Origin of the sequence: Extensimonas perlucida (assembly GCF_007655255.1) — a bacterium.
In the GTDB taxonomy this organism is placed as follows: Bacteria; Pseudomonadota; Gammaproteobacteria; order Burkholderiales; family Burkholderiaceae_C; genus Extensimonas; species Extensimonas perlucida.
Genome location: NZ_VMYE01000002.1, coordinates 144,227 through 163,004, shown reverse-complemented (window position 1 = coordinate 163,004; position 18,778 = coordinate 144,227). Strand labels below are relative to the sequence as shown.

15 protein-coding genes are annotated in these 18,778 nt (G+C 67.8%); 4 read left to right on the top strand and 11 right to left on the bottom strand.

The features are described from left to right. Positions 1 to 106: 106 nt before the first annotated feature. Together glnE and FK527_RS03310 are read left to right on the top strand one after the other, a co-directional pair. Positions 107 to 2,887, top strand: a complete 2,781-nt coding sequence (glnE, locus tag FK527_RS03315; RefSeq protein ID WP_144729672.1) for a bifunctional [glutamate--ammonia ligase]-adenylyl-L-tyrosine phosphorylase/[glutamate--ammonia-ligase] adenylyltransferase — start codon at positions 107 to 109, stop codon at positions 2,885 to 2,887. 200 nt (positions 2,888 to 3,087) lie between these two features. Then, the gene (locus FK527_RS03310; protein ID WP_144729670.1) at positions 3,088 to 4,296 is read left to right on the top strand and encodes an HD-GYP domain-containing protein; all 1,209 of its coding nucleotides are present in this window, start codon (positions 3,088 to 3,090) and stop codon (positions 4,294 to 4,296) included. A 277-nt stretch (positions 4,297 to 4,573) separates the two neighbouring features. On the opposite strand, the gene FK527_RS03305 is transcribed toward FK527_RS03310, so the two are convergent. The 7 genes from FK527_RS03305 to FK527_RS03275 all read right to left on the bottom strand — a co-directional run bounded on the left by FK527_RS03305 (position 4,574) and on the right by FK527_RS03275 (position 12,503). After that, a complete protein-coding gene (locus tag FK527_RS03305) occupies positions 4,574 to 5,119 on the bottom strand; it encodes a bactofilin family protein (protein ID WP_144729668.1) in 546 nt (181 codons plus the stop codon). 220 nt (positions 5,120 to 5,339) lie between these two features. Next, complete coding sequence (locus FK527_RS03300; protein WP_144729666.1) at positions 5,340 to 6,116, bottom strand: enoyl-CoA hydratase; 777 nt, start codon at positions 6,114 to 6,116, stop codon at positions 5,340 to 5,342. Between the two features lie 54 nt (positions 6,117 to 6,170). Then, the gene (locus FK527_RS03295) at positions 6,171 to 7,001 is read right to left on the bottom strand and encodes an acyl-CoA thioesterase (protein WP_144730037.1); all 831 of its coding nucleotides are present in this window, start codon (positions 6,999 to 7,001) and stop codon (positions 6,171 to 6,173) included. A 187-nt stretch (positions 7,002 to 7,188) separates the two neighbouring features. After that, positions 7,189 to 8,991, bottom strand: coding sequence for an acyl-CoA dehydrogenase C-terminal domain-containing protein (locus tag FK527_RS03290; protein ID WP_144729664.1), 1,803 nt, complete (start codon positions 8,989 to 8,991; stop codon positions 7,189 to 7,191). 5 nt (positions 8,992 to 8,996) lie between these two features. After that, entirely contained in the window at positions 8,997 to 9,752 is a 756-nt protein-coding gene (locus tag FK527_RS03285) for a TetR/AcrR family transcriptional regulator (RefSeq protein WP_144730033.1), read from the bottom strand. A 248-nt stretch (positions 9,753 to 10,000) separates the two neighbouring features. Further along, on the bottom strand, positions 10,001 to 11,272 hold the full coding sequence (locus tag FK527_RS03280) for a YbfB/YjiJ family MFS transporter (protein WP_144729662.1): 1,272 nt from the start codon (positions 11,270 to 11,272) through the stop codon (positions 10,001 to 10,003). 166 nt (positions 11,273 to 11,438) lie between these two features. Further along, a complete protein-coding gene (locus FK527_RS03275; protein ID WP_281287815.1) occupies positions 11,439 to 12,503 on the bottom strand; it encodes an adenosine deaminase in 1,065 nt (354 codons plus the stop codon). Between the two features lie 120 nt (positions 12,504 to 12,623). On the opposite strand from FK527_RS03275, the gene FK527_RS03270 reads away from it, so the two are divergent. Both FK527_RS03270 and FK527_RS03265 read left to right on the top strand, forming a co-directional pair. Further along, positions 12,624 to 13,043, top strand: a complete 420-nt coding sequence (locus FK527_RS03270; RefSeq protein WP_144729660.1) for a hypothetical protein — start codon at positions 12,624 to 12,626, stop codon at positions 13,041 to 13,043. A 54-nt stretch (positions 13,044 to 13,097) separates the two neighbouring features. Continuing rightward, positions 13,098 to 13,655 carry a hypothetical protein gene (locus FK527_RS03265; RefSeq protein WP_144729658.1) on the top strand — a complete coding sequence of 186 codons (558 nt, stop codon included), beginning with the start codon at positions 13,098 to 13,100 and terminating at the stop codon, positions 13,653 to 13,655. A 17-nt stretch (positions 13,656 to 13,672) separates the two neighbouring features. Here FK527_RS03265 and FK527_RS03260 read toward each other — a convergent pair whose 3' ends face one another. From FK527_RS03260 to FK527_RS03245, 4 genes are read right to left on the bottom strand one after another with little or no spacing between them, the layout of a single operon-like run. Beyond that, entirely contained in the window at positions 13,673 to 14,839 is a 1,167-nt protein-coding gene (locus tag FK527_RS03260) for a BMP family ABC transporter substrate-binding protein (protein WP_144729656.1), read from the bottom strand. A gap of 57 nt (positions 14,840 to 14,896) precedes the next feature. Further along, entirely contained in the window at positions 14,897 to 15,814 is a 918-nt protein-coding gene (locus tag FK527_RS03255; protein WP_144729654.1) for an ABC transporter permease, read from the bottom strand. A gap of 3 nt (positions 15,815 to 15,817) precedes the next feature. Continuing rightward, complete coding sequence (locus FK527_RS03250) at positions 15,818 to 16,897, bottom strand: ABC transporter permease (RefSeq protein WP_144729652.1); 1,080 nt, start codon at positions 16,895 to 16,897, stop codon at positions 15,818 to 15,820. Beyond that, the gene (locus tag FK527_RS03245; RefSeq protein ID WP_144729650.1) at positions 16,884 to 18,584 is read right to left on the bottom strand and encodes an ABC transporter ATP-binding protein; all 1,701 of its coding nucleotides are present in this window, start codon (positions 18,582 to 18,584) and stop codon (positions 16,884 to 16,886) included. Before FK527_RS03245 ends, FK527_RS03250 begins: the two co-directional genes overlap by 14 nt. Positions 18,585 to 18,778 lie beyond the last annotated feature (194 nt).

Below are 18,778 nucleotides of genomic sequence, written 5' to 3'. Positions count from 1 at the left end.
GGCGTGCTCCTTGGTGCGAAACCTTCGCCTCGTGTGTTTTTGTTTCGCTGGCAAACCGTCTTTGTGCCCGCTCTTTCCCCTCTCCCTCTCGAACGCCGCGTTCGCCATGTCCACGTCCTCCTCGCTCAGCCCTGACATCGCCGCGCCCACTGCTGGCTTGGCGCAGCACTCGCGTTTTTTCCAGCGTCTGCAGCGGCGCTATGCACAGGACTTGGCGCTGCTGCCCCCCGGCGCGCCGTGCCACGCAACGCTGGCACCCGCCTTCGCGGCGCTGCAAGCGCGCGGCTACGACGTGGGCACGGCCTTGCGCGTGCTGCGCCAGCTGGTCATGGAGCGGCTGATCCGCCTCGACTGCGAGGCCCAGGCGCCGCTGTCCGTCGTCACGCGTGCCACCACGGAACTCGCCGAGTTCGCCCTCGACCGCGCCTGCCAGCATGCCTGCGCAGAACTCGACGAGCGCTATGGCCGGCCGCTGGGCACCGATGACGGACCCGAAGCCGCCGCAGTTCCGCTATGGATCGTCGGCATGGGCAAGCTCGGCGCGCGCGAGCTCAACGTCTCGAGCGACATCGACCTGATCTACGTCTATGCGCAGGACGGCGAAACCGCGGGCAACGCCGAAGGGCGCAACCGCACCTCGAACCACGAGTATTTCGCGCGCGCGGTCAAGGCGATCTACCAGCTGGTCGGCGAGCCCACCGAGCACGGCTTTGTGTTCCGCGTCGATCTGGCCTTGCGCCCCAACGGCAACTCCGGCCCGCCCGCAGTCTCGCTCGCCGCGCTCGAAGAATACCTGCAGGTGCAGGGGCGCGAATGGGAGCGCTTTGCCTGGCTCAAAAGCCGCGTCGTGGCGCCGCGCACCAGCCTGGCCCACCCGCAGGTGCGCGAGTTGCGCAACATCGTGCTGCCCTTCGTGTTCCGGCGCTACCTGGACTACAACGTGTTCGAATCCCTGCGCACGCTGCACCGCCAGATCCGCGACCACGCCACGCGGCGCAGCGCCGGCCGCCCCGAGCGCGCCAACGACGTGAAGCTCTCGCGCGGCGGCATCCGCGAGATCGAGTTCATCGTGCAATTGCTGCAGGTGGTGCGCGGCGGGCAGTTCCCCGAACTGCGCCGGCGCGCCACGCTCGAAGCCCTGCCGCGCCTGGCCCAGGCCGGGCTGATGCCCCAGGCCACGGCCGAGGCGCTTGCGCAGGCCTACGTGTTCCTGCGCCGCGTCGAACACCGCATCCAGTACCTCGACGACCAGCAGACGCACCTGCTGCCCACGCGCGACGACGACCTGGCCTGGATCGCGCAGACCATGGGCTACGGCGATTGCTGCGCTTTTTTGCACGCGCTCGACGCGCACCGGGAACTCGTCGCGCAGGAGTTTGACCACCTTCTCGGTGGCGACGCGGAGACCGCTGGCAAGCGCGCCTGCAACGGCGGCAGCTGCGGTGCTGGCAACGGCAAAGTGCCGCCCGACCTCGAGGGCCTGCTCGAACAGCTGCCCGCCGCGCTGCGCGAGCGCGTCGCGCAGTGGCGCACGCTGCCGCGCATCGCGGCCTTGCGCGACGAGGCGCGCACGCGCCTGTTCCGCCTCGTGCTGCGCACCGCGCAATGGCTCAACGAGGGCCGCACCAGCGCCCAGGCCGCCGTGCGCATGATCGATTGGCTCGAACCGCTGCTGCGCCGCGAGAGCTACCTCGCGCTGCTGCTCGAGCGCCCCTCGGTGCACGAGCAGCTGCTACACCTGCTGGGCGCGGCGCGCTGGCTCGCGCGCTATCTGCAGCAGCACCCGGGCGTGATCGACGAGCTCGCCTCTGAAGCGCTGCTCGCCGAGCGCTTCGTGCCCGCCGACTTCGAGCGCGAACTCGCGCTGCGCCGCGCCGCGCTGCAGTCCACGGGCGAGGACGACGACGAGGCCCTGCTCAACCTGCTGCGCCGCGCGCACCACGCCGAGACCTTCCGCATCCTCGCGCGCGACGTGGAGGGCCGCATCACCGTGGAGCAGGTGGCCGACGACCTCAGCGCGCTCGCCGACAGCGTGCTGCGCGTCACCTCGGAGTGGTGCTGGAGCCGCCTCAAAAACCGCCACCGCGAGGTGCCGCAGTTCGGCATCATCGGCTACGGCAAGCTTGGCGGCAAAGAGCTGGGCTACGGCAGCGATCTGGACATCGTGTTCGTGTTCGACGACGAGGACGAGCGCGCGCCCGAGGTCTATACCGCCTTCGTGCGCAAGCTCATCAACTGGCTCACCGTCAAGACCGGCGAAGGCGACTTGTTCGAAATCGACACCGCCCTGCGCCCCAACGGCAACTCGGGCCTGCTCGTCACGAGCTTCAAAGCCTACGCCGACTACCAGCAGCAGCGCGGCAGCAACACTGCCTGGACCTGGGAGCACCAGGCCATGACGCGCGCGCGCTTCGTGCTCGGCAGCGAAGACCTGCGCGCGCACTTCGACGCCGTGCGCCGCGCCGTGCTCACCGCCCCGCGCGACGTGCAGGCGCTGCGCCAGGAGATCGTCGCCATGCGTGCGCGCGTGCGCGCCGCGCAGCGCGTGCCTGCGGACACATTCGACGTCAAGCACAGCCCCGGCGGCATGCTGGATGCCGAATTCGCCGTGCAATACCTCGTGCTCGCGCACGCCGCGGCCCATCCCGAACTGATAGACAACGTCGGCAACATCGCCTTGCTACAGCGCGCCGAACAGGCCGGTTTGCTGCCCGACGGCGTCGGGCGCGCCGCTGCCGACGCCTACCGCGACCTGCGCCGCCTGCAGCACCGCGCGCGGCTCGACGAAGCCCCGGCACAGTGCGCCCCCGCCGCCATGCAGGCGCAGCGCGACGCCATCCTCGCGCTGTGGCATGCAGTGTTCGGAGCTGGCGAGGGGAGCGCTTGAGGTGCACCCAACAATTTGGAGTCAAATTGGCCTTTTACGCTTATCCTATAAGCATAAGGCACTATGAAAAACAGACTGCATGCGCTGCGTGAATGGAGGCATGGACCTCGCCGTGCGGTCGAGAAGTCCGTGCAATAGCCAGCGTCCCACCGCCCTTTGCCACCCTTGCATCCGACGGCCGTGCGAAATAATCCACAACGATGAAACTCGTTGCCCTCTCTCCTGAAGCGATCCCCCTCGGCCGGCCATTGCCTTTTGCGCTGCGCGGAGACGGTGGCGTTTTGCTCGCGCAAAAGGGCTACGTGATCGCCCACCAGGAGGAGCTACGGCGCGTTCTTGCCCTCAGCCCGAACCTCTGGCTGGACGTGGACGAATCCAGGGAAACGCGCCAGGCCTACCTTGGACACCTAAACAAACTACTGCTGTCCGGCCATGCGCTCGGAGCCCTCACGGCGGCGCCGGTCGGCGCCGAGGTCTTTGCCAGCCCTGCGCGCGCGGAGGACGACCGACCCGATTGGCCCGAGTTGCAACTGCGCGCCACGCGGCTGCTGACCACACCCCTTGCGGCGGATTTTGGTGAGCGCTTCAAGCACCTGCACGACACACTGGTACGCAATTGCATCCAGGCGCCGGACGCCACGCTGTTCGCGCTGATCTACCTGTCTGCGCAAGAAACGGCGGCGTACAGCGCCACGCATGCGATGCTGGTGGCCTGTACCTGCATGATCGTGGCGCATGAGGTGCTGCGCTGGCCAGACGTGCGCACGCTGCAAGTGGGCCGCGCGGCGCTGACGATGAACATCGCGATGACGGCGCTGCAAGACCAATTGGCGCAGCAGACCGAGCCACTCAGCGCCGCGCAGATCGCCGCCATCGCCGAGCACCCCGAGCGCTCCGCAGCCTTGCTGCGCCAGCTGGGCGTGGCCGACCCGGTCTGGCTCGAGGCCGTGCGCTGCCACCACCAGCACTTCGAGGGGCCGCTGGAACCAGCCCCCGAGGCACAGCAGCTCGCGCGCCTGATCCGGCGTGCCGACCAGTTCGCCGCGCGCATCGCGCCACGCGCGACCCGCGCGCCCATGGACGTGGCGGCCGCCATGCGCGCGAGCTACTTCGACGACACGCGCCAGCCCGATGCGCTCGGCGCAGCCATCGTCAAAGCGCTGGGCATTTATCCGCCCGGCACTTTCGTGCGCCTGGCGCGCGGAGAAATCGCCGTGGTGCTGCGCCGCGGCGCCAGCGCCAACACCCCGCCCGTGGCCGTGGTGCTCAAGCGCGACGGCTTGCCCCCGGGCGAGCCGATCCCACGCGACAGCGCCCAACCTGAATGGAAAATCATCGTATCCGTGCCGCAAGAATCCGTGCGCGCCAAACAGCCGCTGGCGACCTTGCTGGCGCTGGTTAGGCGTTGAACCCAGATTGTCCATTAGGCGGCCCTTCGGGCCTACGCGGGCGCTGGCGGACGGCTGACGGTCATTTTGGCCGCTGCTTCGTCGTCCATGGCACTGGCCATGCACTCCTCAGCCGCGACCAAACTGCCTCGCCAGTCGCCTCGCCAGTCGCCTCGCCATCATCCCGCGTCCTAATGAACAATCTGGGTTGAACGGGGGTGCTATGGGGCAAGAAGCCGGTAAAAAATGGGCCGCTGCGGCACATTCGCAGCCGACGATTCCAAAGTCCGACAGGCTGCTAGGCCGCGAGCGGCACGGTCGGCGCAGAAGCCGCGACTTCCTCGACGCCCTTCTTCGCCGCGTTTTGCGTGGTTCCTACGCCGACGGCGATCTCGCCCGAAAGCTGTCCGCCCTCTTCGACCACCAGCTTGCCGTAGCGGATCTTGCCGCGCACCTTGCCGGACTGGTGAATCACGAGCTTTTGGCGCACCGTCAGGGTGCCGTCGAATTCGCCAAAAATCTCTGCGATGTCGATTTCTGCCGAGCCGCGGAAAGCGCCCTCGGCAGCGATATGGATCACGCGCGAGTCCATGGTGGCTTCGACCATGCCCTCGACCACCAGGGTGTCGCAATCGGTGATTTCGACCCCTTTGAGCTTGATGTTCGGCCCGACGATGAGCTTGCTGCCTTGGCTGTCGGGAGCGGGTTTGGTGGCTTGGACGCTGGCAGCTGCAGGTGTTGGCGCGGCAGCGGTGGCACTCAGGCCCGCAGCGGTGTGCGCGCTGTGGCGCGAAGCAAACGCATCGGGTTCACGTTTGCCGAAAAAGGGGGATTGCACGGCCATCGGTTCTCCTTGAAAAAGAACCGCCATCGTAGGAGCCTCCCCCTTGCAAGCCTGCGGCAATGCGCAAAAGCAGTAAGCAAAACGCTCAGAACCTGTTCATGACCGTTGCATGCCCTTTCAAGCCTTGCGGCCGCACACACAGTGCGCCTTTGCGCGTGGCGGAGCGTGGCAGCGCTTGTCTCTTCACCGCCCCTTGGGCTGCCGCGGGCGCAAGACGGCATCAAACTTTGCTGAAATCCGGGCGGCGCTTTTCGAGGAACGCAGTGAAGGCTTCGCGCGCGGCGGGGGCGGTGAGCAGGCGGCTGAAGGTTTCGGCCTCTTCGGCGATGCGCTCGAGCACGGCGGGGGTTTGGCCCTTTTTGAGCAGGCGCTTGGTTTCGATGAGGGAGCTCAAGGGCTTGGCCGCGAGCTTTTTCGCTTGCACCTGGGCCAGCGCGTTGCATTCGGTGGGCGGCACCACGCGGTTCACCAGGCCGGCTTCGAGCGCGGCCTCGGCCAGGAAGGGCTCGCCGAACAGCAGCGCCTCGGCTGCGCGGTGGTAGCCGAGGATTTGCGGCGCGAGCAGGCTGGAGCCGGCCTCGGGGCACAGGCCCAGGTTCACGAAAGGCATGGAAAACACCGCGTTGTCGCCCGCATAGACGAGGTCGCAATGAAAGAGCATGGTCGTGCCCAGGCCCACGGCGGGGCCGCAGACGGCGGCAATCATGGGCTTGGGGAAGCTCGCGAGGCCGCGCAGCACCTGAAAAACCGGCGCATTCTGATCCAGGGGCGGGCGTTCGAGAAAGTCGGTGATGTCGTTGCCCGCGCTGAACACCGTCGCGTCGCCCTGGAACACGAGCACGCGCACCTGCGGGTCGGCTTCGGCCGCAGCGAGCGCGGCAGCCAGCGTGGCGTACATGGCCGCGGTGAAGGAGTTTTTCTTGTCCACGCGGTGGAAGGTGATGGTGCACACGCCGGCTTCGGTGTGCACGAGGATGTCCTGGGTGCTGGGGTTCATAGTGGTTCTCAAAGGATGGGGAAAGTGCGTGCGATCCGGGCCTTCATTCGGGCCTTATTCTTTGTAATAGACCACCTGGTGCGTGGTCGCGAGCATGGTGCCGGCTTCGTTCCACACCTGCCCGGTCTGGTCAAAAAAGCCGTTGCGAAACTCCTGCGCCTGCGCCTGACCGAGCAGGTAGCCGGCGCCGGTGGCCGCAAGCTCGGTGCTGCCGGCGTGGAAATACACCGTCATGGACACCGTGCCTACGGGCACGCGGCGCGCGCGGCGCAAAAACAGGCGCGGAAAGAACAGGTCGCACAGCGACGCGAGCGCGCAGAAGTCGAGCGGCCGCGGCGGCGCGTCGCGCATCCATAGCTGGGTGAGGCTGCTGTGGCCGTGGCTGTCGTCCCACTCGCGTGGAAAGTCGCCGACGATCGCGCGCATTTCGTAGCGCTGGCGCCACTCCATGGGCACGCCGCCGCGCGCTTCGGCCAGCACCTCGTGCGGGCGCGGCACGGTGGGTGCGGGCGTGTCGCTCACGCTCCAGGTTTCGCGCCGCGCCGCAGTCACGGCCGTGGCCGTGGTGGTGACGGCGAGTGCGCCGCTCGCGTCGGTCTGCAGCAGCGCCACGCTCCAGTGCTGTGTGGAGCGGTTGGTGCGCAGCGGCGTGGCCGCGGCGATGAACGGGCCGTCGGCCAGCGGGCCGGCATAGTTCACGGTGAGGGCGAGCGGTTCGCCCAGGCGCTCGGGGTGCAGCATCACGGCGTTGAGCGCCTGCGCCGCCGTGATGCCGCCAAAAGGCCCGACCATGTTTGCGTAGCCGGGGTGCGTGCGGCCTTGCCAGTAGCGCGTGGTGGCATGGCCAGGCCAGCCTGCGGGTGCGTCGCAGGGCGTGAAGGCCATGGCTTCGTCGAAAGGGTGGGGTGTACCAGGGTTGGGGGTCGTCAAAACGGGTCTCCTTGACGTGGTGGAATGGGTATGGGCCGAGTATCCGCGCAATGCGCGCGGCCCACATGCAGCGTCGGCCAGGAGCTCACTAAAAAATAGCTGCTAGCGCTTGCTGGTAAAGGGCTGAGGCCCAAAATGATTCTCAATCTCCAGCCAGCGCCGCCTCGGTGTCCATCAGCACCTGGCTGCCCGAGCGCGCGCTGCGCATGAGCGCGGCGGTTTCGGGAAAGAGGCGCGCGAAGTAAAAGCGCGCCGTTTGCAGCTTGGCGCGGTAAAACGGCTCGGCATGGCCCGCGGCGATCTGGCGCAGCGCAACCTGCGCCATGCGCGCGAACAGGTAGCCGAATACCAGATGCCCGGCCACGCGCAGGTAGTCGGTCGCTGCGGCACCCACTTCTTCGGGGTTTTGCATGGCTTTCATGCCGATTTCGGTCGTGAACTGGGTCATTTTTTCGCCCAGGCCGGCCAGCGGCTGGATGAATTCAGCCATTTGCGGGTTCGCGGCTTCCTGCTGCGCCAGCGCGGCCACAAGTTTGCCGAACTTGCGCAGCGTCGCGCCCTGGTTGGCGAGCACCTTGCGCCCGAGCAGGTCTAGCGCCTGGACGCCGTTCGTGCCCTCGTAGATCATGTTGATGCGCGCGTCGCGCACGAACTGCTCCATGCCCCACTCCTTGATGTAGCCGTGGCCGCCGAAGACCTGCTGGCACAGCGTGACGGCCTGGTAGCCGTTGTCGGTGAGGAAGGCTTTGGCGATGGGCGTGAGCAGCGCGACGAGCTCGGCGCTCTCGGCGCGCACTTTTTCGTCGGGGTGGTGCAGCTCCTTGTCCACGAGCAGCGCGCAGTAGATCGCAAGCGCGCGTCCGCCCTCGGCCCAGGCTTTGGCCGTGAGCAGCATGCGGCGCACGTCGGGGTGCACGATGATGGGGTCGGCGGGCTGGTCTTTTGCCTTGGGGCCCGAAAGGCTGCGCATCTGCAGGCGCTCCTTGGCGTAGGCCAGCGCGTTCTGGTAGGCCACCTCGGTCAGGCCCAGCGACTGCACGCCCACGCCCAGGCGCGCGGCGTTCATCATCACGAACATCGCAGCCAGCCCCTTGTGCGGCTCGCCCACCAGGCTGCCCGTGGCGCCGTCGAGCACCATCTGGCAGGTGGCGCTCGCGCGTATGCCCATTTTGTGTTCGAGGCCGCCGCAGTAGATCGCATTGCGCGCGCCCAGGTTGCCGTCCGCCTGCGGCAAAAATTTGGGCACCACGAACAAGCTGATGCCCTTGCTGCCCGCAGGCGCATCGGGCAGGCGCGCGAGCACCAGGTGCACGATGTTTTCCGCAAGGTCGTGCTCGCCCGCGCTGATGAAAATCTTGGTGCCCGTGAGCTTGTAGCTGCCGTCGGGCTGCGGCTCGGCGCGCGTCTTGAGCAGGCCCAGGTCGGTGCCGCAGTGCGGCTCGGTCAGGCACATGGTGGCCGTCCAGTGCCCGCTCGTGAGCCGCGGCAGGTACAGCTGTTTTTGCTCGGGCGTGCCGTGCGTGTGCAGGCATTCGTAGGCGCCGTGCGAAAGGCCGGGGTACATGGTCCAGGCCTGGTTCGCGGCGTTGAGCATTTCATAGAAGCACTGGTTGATGACCATGGGCAGCCCCTGCCCGCCGTAGGCCGGATCGCACGACAGCGCGGGCCAGCCGCCGGCTACGAACTGCGCATACGCCTCCTTGAAGCCGGTCGGCGTGCGCACCGCGTGCGTCGTGGCGTCGAGTGTGCAGCCCTCGGTGTCGCCGCTCAGGTTAAGCGGGAAAATCACCTCGGCGGCGAACTTGCCGCCTTCTTCGAGCACGGCGCGCAGCGTGGCGGCGTCGAGCTCGGCATACGGCGGCATGGCTTTGAGCTCGTCGCTCAGGCCGAACACTTCGTGCAGGACGAATTCGATGTCGCGCAGGGGCGGGGTGTAGCGGGGCATGGTGCTCATTCCTTGAGAGTGGAGGGTGAAGGTATAACCTGCGCTGGCGGCACTTTTGCGCCATAACGCTGCAGGATGTGGTCAAAGCCCGCGAGCGCGCGCGCGAGCGAGCCGGGCGCCTGTAAAAAGCGCGCCTCGTAGTGCAGCGCGAGGATCAGGCCGTGGACTTCGAACAGCATTTGCTCCTCGTCCAGGTCGGCGCGCAGCTCGCCGCACTCCTTGCACAGCACGATCGCGCGCTTCAAGGCCGCGTGCCAGGTGCGCACCGACGAGGCGAGCGCGTCGCGCACCGGGCCGGGGCGGTCGTCGAATTCGACCGCGCCGCTGATGTAGAGACACCCCGAGTCGATCTCGACCGAGGTGCGCGCCATCCAGCGCTCGAACAGCGCCCGCAGGCGCGCCACGCCGCGCGGCGCCTGCAAGGCGGGGTAGAACACCTCTTGCTCGAAGCGCGCGTGGTATTCGCGGATCACCGAGATCTGCAATTCCTCGCGCGAGCCGAAGTGCGCGAACACGCCCGACTTGCTCATGCCCATGAGCTCGGCCAATGCGCCCATGGAGAGCCCTTCGAGCCCGATGTGCGTCGCCAGCCCGAGCGCTGCATCGACGATCGCGGCCCTGGTCTGCCGGCCTTTTTGCAGGGCGCGGCCCGCGCGCGCCGCAGCGCCGGACGCTGCGCGCCCTAGGAGCCTGTCGGACTTTGGAATCGTCGGCTGCGAATGCGCCGCAGCGGCCCATTTTTTACCGTCTTCTTGCCCCATAGCACCACTATGGGGCTGCGAATCCGGCAAAAACTGGTCTCGCTGGGGCGCATTCTCGCTTTCGACGCCCAAAGTCCGACAGGCTCCTAGCGCCGGAGGCACAGGCGCTGGCGGGGAGTTCGAGGGCTTGGACATGCGCGGCAAAATAGAACGACCGTGCTATTTTGCCCGAAACGGGCAGGTGTCCTGCGCCGGACTTCCACGCGCAGCGCGCGGCCATGACACAGTCCCGAAAATCTGCAGTGCCGCTAGTGCTTGGCCGCGCGCACGGGATACGCCCACACCATGCCCGCGTAGATCAGCGCGCCCACAAAAAGCGCCGCCGCGGCAACCTCGAGCGACAGCGCAAAACCCGTCGCGGCGTCCGGCAGGCGGCGCAGCAACAGCGCGACCAGCGCCGGGCCGAGGATCTGGCCCACGCCATACATGGCCGTAAGCAAGCCGATGAAGCTCGCCGCCTGGGCCGGACGCAGGCGGCGCACCTCGTGCATCGCAAAGAAGGTGATCGCGGTAAAAGGCAGGCCCAGCAGCACGCTGCCCAGCACGAAGCCCGCCAGACTCGGGCGGTAGAGGCTCGCCGCCACGCCCGCGGCCTGCAGCACATAGCACACGATCAGGCGCAGGCGAAAGTCGCCGCCGTGCGGCAGGCGCGAGACGAGCAGCGCGCCGGCCATCACGCCCAGGCCGAAAATGGGCCAGAACATGTCCAGCCAGGCCGAGCCCGGCAGGGCCGTGCGCGCGATCACGGGAAGGAAGGTCGCGGTGATGATGTAGCCAAAGCCCGCCAAGCCGTAAGCCAGCGCGAGCCAGGCCATCTCGGCGCGGCCCTGCGGCGGTGCGCTCGCGCCGCTCCCTGTCGGCCCTGCTGCCTGCCCCGCCGGCGCGCCCGCGTGCAGACGCTCGTCGCTGCCGCGCAGGGTGCGCCAGACCGAGGCCGCTAGCACCCAGGCGAGCAGGCCGAACAGCACCCAGCCCGCCGCGGCGCGCCAGTGCCAGGCCGTCATGGCGCTGGCCGCAAGGCCGCTGAGCACGATGCCCGCGCCCGGCCCCATGTAGATCATGCCGCTGAGCGCAGGCACGCCCAGCCGCGCGAGCCGCGCCATGCACCAGCCCGAGGTATAGACGAACACCACGGCGCTCGTCACGCCTGCGGCAAAGCGCAGCACAGGCCAGGCCGCAGGCGCGGGCCAGGCCATCGCGAGCGTGAGCAGCCCCGTCGCCACGAGTCCACCGCGCACCAGCGTGACGAAGGCAAACAAAGGCAGCACGCGCAGCCGCGCCCACAGCCAGGGCTGCAGCGTGCACAGCACAGCACCGACCAGGTAGCCGAAATAATTCGCGCTCGCGAGCCAGCTCGCGCCGGGCAGGTCGAGCAGGCCGTCGTGCAGCATCATGGGCAGCAGCGGCGTGAACGCAAAACGCCCTATGCCCATGGCCACGGCCAGCGCCACCATGCCCGCGAGCGCGATCGCCATCGGGCGCTGCGCGGCGGATTCGGCGGGGGGCGCAGTGGGGGGCATGTTTGGAGCCGGGCTTGGGGCGCTTCGCATGGTGCTGTCTCCGGGGCTTGTTGTGCGTGCATTGTCCCAGCTTCGCCCGCAGCGCAAGCGCCCGCGCGCGCCAGCCTGCCCCGGCCAAACGATCAACGTCCGCACCGCAGACGCCGAGGAGGGCGCCTACTCCTGCCTACTCCTGCGCAAAGCGCTCGAATACCGCGTCGAGCCGCGCCTGCCAGGCGCGCCGGGTGTCCGCATCGACGAAACTGGCTTCGAAGCTGTTGCGCGCGAGCGCGTAGGCGTGCTGCGCCGTGAGGTCCGTGGCGGCGAACAACTGCGTGAAGTTGTCGTTGATGTAGCCGCCGAAGTAGGCCGGATCGTCCGAGTTGACCGTCACGCACAAGCCCGCGGCGAGCAGTTGCGGCAGGTTGTGCTGCGCCAGGCTCGGAAAGACGCAGAGCTTGAGGTTGGACAGCGGGCACACGGTGAGCGGCGTGCGTTCGCGCGCCAGGCGCGCGAGCAGCGCGGCATCATGCAACGCCTGCACGCCGTGGTCTATGCGCTCGGCGTGGAGCACGTCGAGCGCGCTCCAGATGTAGGCTGGCGGCCCTTCCTCGCCCGCGTGCGCGACCACGTGCAGGCCCAGTTCGCGGCAACGTGCGAACACGCGCGCAAACTTTTCCGGCGGATGCCCGAGCTCGCTCGAATCCAGCCCCACGCCGATGAAACGATCGCGCAGCGGCAGGGCCTGCTGCAGCGTGGCAAAGGCGTCTTCCTCGCTCAGGTGACGCAAAAAGCACAGGATCAGCGCCGCCGAAATGCCCCACTCGGCGCGCGCATCCACGCAGGCGCGGTGCAGACCGTGGATGACCGCCTCCATAGGCACGCCGCGCGCCGTGTGCGTCTGCGGGTCGAAGAAAATCTCCGCGTGCACTACGTTTTCAGAAGCAGCGCGCGCAAGATAGGCGCGCGCCATGTCGTAAAAATCCTGCTCGTGCAGCAAGACGCTGGCGCCGGCGTAGTAAATGTCCAGAAAGCTCTGCAGGTTGGTGAAAGCGTAGGCGCTGCGCAGCTGCGCCACGCTCGCATACGGCAGCGCCACGCCGTTGCGCTGCGCGAGCGCAAAGATCAGTTCGGGCTCGAGCGAGCCTTCGATGTGGATGTGCAGCTCGGCCTTGGGCATCGCGGCGAGCAGCTCGGGCAGGCGCGCGGGGGCAATGCGCGCGAACAGGGCGGGAAGATCGGTGGTGGGCACGGGCGGGCTCCAAAAACAAACACCCTGGCGCCGCACGGGGCAACGCCGGGTTGACAGAACAAAATGCAGCGCGTCAAAATGCCCCATAATCATTGGGGAAAACATCCGCGCAGGTGCACCATGGGCAAAGCAAAAATCGGTTTCGAAGTCGATGAAGACGATCTGGCCAAGGCCAAGGCCTATGTTGCCAGACATGGGGGCTCACTCAACAAACTGGTGTCGGCCTTGTTCGCCTCGCTGGGGCGTGACGATCCCGCAGAGCCCATGGCTCTGGACCCCACGGTCAAAACCCTGCTGGCAACGAGCATGGGCAAAATTTCTCTCATGGAAGCGGCGCAGCAGCTTGACCTGCCCGATGCGGACTACGTGCTCCACCTGCTGGCAGAAAAAAACCTGCCCCTGCCGCGCCTGCCGCAAGACTTCGTCTCCCGGCAACTCGAGGCCGCACGCAGCGCCCTCGACGAATGCCTGATCGAAGCCGCGCCCACTGCCCCCAAACGCCGCGGCGGCCGCAAAAACTCCACGGCTGCGGCACACTGAGCCTCCCCCTTATTCGGCAGTGAAGCTGCACGCCGCAACCAGATGGCCCGCGCAATGAGCCGCCTGCTCATCCCCGACGCGGGGCCGCTGTTTTCCCTGGCTGCGGGCGATCTGCTGCACTTGTTGCTGAAGTTCCGCCTGGGGCTGACCGATGTCGTCTGCGCCGATACGGTGCACCGCGGTCTGGCCGCCAACGCCTCCATCGAGGCGCGCAACCTGCTGGCGTTCTACAACACCCATGCAGAGCACATCGAAACCTTCACCACGCAGGTGGGTGCATCCCTGGCCAGGCTGCGCGCGCAGGAGCCGAACTACCAGACTCCGCCCAACCTGGGTGAGCTCTCTATCCAAAGCCTGCTCATCGACTTGCAGCTTCAGGCACCGGCGGCGCGCCCCCTGGTCTTGTTCGAAGATGCCTGGTTTTTACGCAACGCCGTGGCTCTGCCCAAAACCTGCGTGCTGCTGAGTACGCAGGCGTTCCTGGAATACGCCGCAGAAAAGGCGTGGATCGCTTCGGCAGCGCAGGCGCGCCAACAGATTGCACTGGCGCGCCCGACGGCTTGGACCGAAAGCGTGCAGATCGCACCCGCAGGGCCCAGACCTCCGCGTTGAGCGGCTTACTCTTGCCCTTACTTCTTCTCCCCGCCCGGCACCTTGCCTTCCACGCCCTTGACGTAGAAGTTGATGCCACCCAGGAACTGATCGTCGGCCACGGCGTCCTTGTCGAGCACGTGCTTGCCGGTGTTGTCCACGATGGGACCTTTCCAGATCACCAGGCTGCCGTCCTTGAGGCCGCTCTTGGCCGCATCGACCTTGGCCTTGAGCTCGGCGGGCACGTCATCGGCGATCGAGACGATGTCGATCGCGCCCTCTTTCACGCCCCACCAGCTGCGCCCGGTCTTCCAGGTGCCGTCGAGCACCTCCTTGACGCTCTGGATGTAGTACGGCCCCCAGTTGATGATGGAAGACGCGAGGTGCGCCTTGGGGCCGTAGGCCTTCATGTCGCTGTCCCAGCCAAAGGCGCGCTTGCCCTTGTCTTCGGCGGTTTTGAGCACGGCGGGTGAATCGGTGTTTTGGAACAGCACGTCGGCGCCGCCGTTGATCAGCGAGGTTGCCGCCTCGGTCTCCTTGGGCGGGTTGAACCACTCGTTCACCCAAACGACCTTGGTCTTGATCTTGGGGTTCACGCTTTGCGCGCCGAGCGTGAAGCTGTTGATGTTGCGCACCACCTCGGGGATGGGCACCGAGCCCACCACGCCCAGCGTGTTGCTCTTGGTCATGCCGCCCGCGATGATGCCCGCGAGGTAGGCGCCCTCGTAAGTGCGGCTGTCGTAGGTGCGCAGGTTGTCTGCGGTCTTGTAGCCCGTGGCGTGCTCGAACTTGACCTCGGGATGGTCGGGGGCGACCTTGGCCATGCTCTCCATGTAGCCGAACGAAGTGCCAAACACGAGCTTGTTGCCCTGGCCGACCATGTCGCGGAACACGCGCTCGGCGTCGGCGCCTTCGGGCACGCTCTCGACGTAGCTCGTCTGCACCTTGTCGCCAAACTCCTTCTCGACCGCCTTGCGCCCCAAGTCGTGCGCGTAAGACCAGCCGCCGTCGCCCACCGGGCCCACGTAGGCAAAGGCGATCTTGAGCGGCTCGGGCTTGGGCGCAGGCGCCTGCGCGGCCGAAGCCGGCGCGGCAGCGGGCGCGGGGGCGGGCTCTTCCTTCTTGCCGCAGCCGGCGAGCGCGGCCGCTGCCAGGGCCGAGAACGTGGCGAGCTTGAGCAAGGAGCGTTTGTGCAGGTCAGTCATGGGAGTCCTTTCAGAACAGAAGGCTTGCAGGGACGAAAAACCGATGCGGCGCCAGCATCACCCCGGATGGAACGGCTTGCCGAGCGAGGCCGGCATGTTGACACGAATCCAGACCGGGTTGCGCGAAATCAGCGCGAGCACCACGATGGTGGCCACGTAGGGCAGCATGCTCAGCCACTGGCTGGGCAGTTCCACGCCCGTGGCCTGCAGGTGGAACTGCAGCATGGTCACGCCGCCGAACAGGTACGCGCCAAGCAAGACACGTGCCGGGCGCCAGGTGGCAAAGGTGGTGAGCGCGAGCGCGATCCAGCCGCGCCCCGCGACCATGCCCTCGACCCACAGCGGCGTATAAACCGTCGAAAGGTAAGCCCCCGAGAGGCCGCACAGCGCGCCGCCCGCGAGCACGGCCGCAAAGCGGATGCGCCGCACCGGGTAGCCGAGCGCGTGCGCCGCCGCGGGCGACTCGCCCACCGCGCGCAGCACCAGCCCGGCGCGCGCGCGGTACAAAAACCACGCGAGCGCCGCCGTGAGCAGCATGGTCAGGTACACGAGCGGGTGCTGGCGAAACAGCGCCGGCCCGAGCAGCGGCACGTCACCCAGCAAGGGAATCGCGTAGCGCGGCAGCTCGGGCAGTTTGGCCTGCACGTAGCCTATGCCCACGAAGGCCGAAAAGCCGCTGCCGAACAAGCTCAGCGCGAGCCCCGTCGCGTACTGGTTGGTGTGCAGCCAGATCACGAGCACGCCGAATGCGCCTGCGAGCAGCGCGCCCGCGCCCATGCCCGCGGCAAAGCCCAGCCAGGTATTACCCGTGTGCACCACGGTGGCAAAGCCCGCGATCGCGGCGCACAGCATCAGGCCCTCGGCACCGAGGTTGACGATGCCGGCCTTTTCGTTGATGAGCAAGCCCAGCGCCGCGAGCGCGAGCACCGTGCCTGCGTTGAGCGTGGCGGCGATGAGCAATGCGTAGGATTCCATGCCTCAACCCCCTGCCTTGCGCGCACCGCCGCGGCCCCAGCGCACGCGGTACACGATCAGCGTGTCGCAGGCCAGCAGCGTGAACAGCAGCAGGCCCTGGAACACGCCCGTGATCGACTTGGGCAGGCCCAGGCGCGACTGCGCGAGCTCGCCGCCGATGTAGAACATGCTCATGAGCACCGCCGACAGCACCATGCCCAGCGGATGCAGCCGCCCGACGAAGGCGACGATGATCGCGGCAAAGCCGTAGCCCGCGGGCACGTAGGGCGTGAGCTGCCCGATCGGCCCCGCGACTTCGAGCGCCCCGGCCAACCCCGCGAGCCCGCCCGACAGCAGCAGCGCGAGCCACAGCGCACGCCGCGAAGAAAAGCCCGCGTAGCGCGCCGCCGCAGGCGCGAGCCCGCCCACCTGCTGCGCAAAGCCCGCGCGCGTGCGAAACAAAAACACCCACAGCCCCGCAGCGCCAACGAGCGCGAGCAGCAGCCCGACGTGCACGCGCGTGCCCGGCCACAGGCGCGGAATCTGCGTCACGCGCTCGAACATGCGCGTCTGCGGAAAGTTGTAGCCCTGCGGGTCTTTCCACGGCCCGAACACCAGGTAGCTGAGCAAGAGCGAAGCCACATAAACCAGCATCAGGCTCACGAGGATTTCGTTCGCGTGAAAGCGCTCGCGCAGCAGCGCCGTGAGCGCGGCCCAGGCCATGCCGCCCAGCACCCCCGCGAGCAGCAGCGCAGGCACGATCCAGCGCCCCGTCTCGGGCGTCGCGAGCAGCGCCACGCCGCCCGCGCTGATCGCGCCGAGGATGTATTGCCCCTCGGCGCCGATGTTCCACACGTTGGAGCGAAAGCACACCGCGAGCCCGAGCGCGATGAGCAGCAGCGGCGTGGCCTTGACGAGCAGCTCGCCGAGCGCGTAAGCCGACTTGACGGGCTCCCAGAAAAACACCTGCAGACCGCGCAGCGGGTCTTTGCCCAGCAGCGCGAACAGCGCCACACCGATCAGCACCGTGAGCGCGAGCGCGAGCAGCGGCGAGGCATAGGTCCAGCCGCGCGAGGGCATGGGGCGGGGCTCAAGCCGCAGCATGCGCGGCTCCGTCGCTGCTGGACGCGGCTGCGCCGGGGTTTTCGGGCGGAATTTCGACTTGTGTTTCAGCCATTTGCGCCAGGCGCGCCTGCACCTCGGCGTGCCACAGACCGCTCATCCAGGCGCCGATCTGCGCCACCGTGGCCTCGGCGCGCGGCACCGCGGGCGACAGCCGCCCTTTGGCGAGCACATGCAGCCGGTCGCTGAGCTCGAACAGCTCGTCGAGCTCCTCGCTGAGCACGAGCACCGCGCAGCCCGCGTCGCGCAGCGCCAGGATTTCGGTGCGGATCTGCGCCGCTGCGCCCACGTCCACGCCCCAGGTCGGCTGCGCCAGGATGAGCAGGCGCGGCTGGGCGTCGATCTCGCGCCCGACGATGAATTTTTGCAGATTGCCGCCCGACAGCGACTGCGCCGGCGCCTGCGGCCCCGCGGCGCGCACGCGAAAGCGCTCGATGATGCCGCACGCCTGCGCCTGCAGCGCCGCGAGCCGAATCCAGCCGCCCGCAGCCACGGCCTCCGCGCGCGTGAGCAGCAGGTTGTGCGCCAAGTCCATGCTGGGCACGGCGCCGCGGCCCAGGCGCTCCTCGGGCACGAAGTGCAGGCCCAGCGCACGGCGGGCCCCCGGCCCTTGCCGGCTCACGTCCTGCACCTGCCGACTCACGTCCTGCCCCTGCCGGCCCGCACCCGGTCCCACGATCTCGATGCTGCCGGGTGCGGCGCGCGTGTCCTCGCCCGAGAGCGCAGCGAGCAGCTCTTTTTGCCCGTTGCCCGACACGCCCGCAATACCCACGACCTCGCCCGCACGCACCTCCAGCCGCACATCGACCAGATCGACGCCAAACGGATCGGCGCGCCGCAGCGACAAGCCCTGCACGCGCAGCACGGGCGCACCCGGCGGCGCCGCGCGGTGCTGCAGCGCGGGCGGCTCGGCGCCAATCATTAGGCGCGAGAGCGAGGCGTTCGATTCGAGCGCCGGATTGCACACGCCCGTGACCTTGCCGCCGCGCAGCACCGTGCAAGCCGTGCACAACGCGCGAATCTCGTGCAGCTTGTGGCTGATGTAGAGGATGCTGCAGCCCTCGCTGGCGAGGCGGCGCAGCACGACGAAGAGTTTTTCGACTGCCTGCGGCGTGAGCACCGAGGTCGGCTCGTCGAGGATCAACAGCTGCGGCGCGCCGAGCAGCGCGCGGATGATCTCCACGCGCTGCATCTCGCCCACGCTCAGCGTGTGCACCGGGCGCAACGGATCGACATCGAGCCCGTATTCGGCCGCCTTGGCGCTGATGCGGCGCGTGACCTCGGCGAGCGCCAGCCCCTTGTCCAGCCCCAGCCACACGTTCTCGGCCACGGTGAGCGTGTCGAACAGGCTGAAATGCTGGAACACCATCGCAATGCCCAGCGCGCGCGCCTCCTGCGGGTTGCGCACCTGCACGGGCTGGCCGTTGAACCACACCGCGCCAGCGTCGGGCTGCACCGCGCCGTAGATGATCTTCATGAGCGTGGACTTGCCCGCACCGTTTTCGCCCAGCACGGCATGGATCTCGCCCGGCTGCACCATGAGCGACACATCATCGTTGGCCACCACGCCGGGGTAGCTTTTGCGGATGCCGGCGAGCTGCAGACGCGGCGGGGCGGAGCCGCGATCTGGGTCGCTTCCCGCGGCAATCAAAGAGGACGATGCGTTCATGCGGTGCACTTGCTTGGCTATCCCAATTTTATTGGAGCAATGTTGAAGCAATTTCGATGCCTCAGCGCACGCAGCATGCGCGGGAAGCTCTTTTTTTGGCAGCGCACTACGCTCAGGAACGACGGATTCTGGCGGCCCCGATCCGGCATAGAACATGCTATTTCATCGACGTCCGTCCGCCGCCGCACAATGGC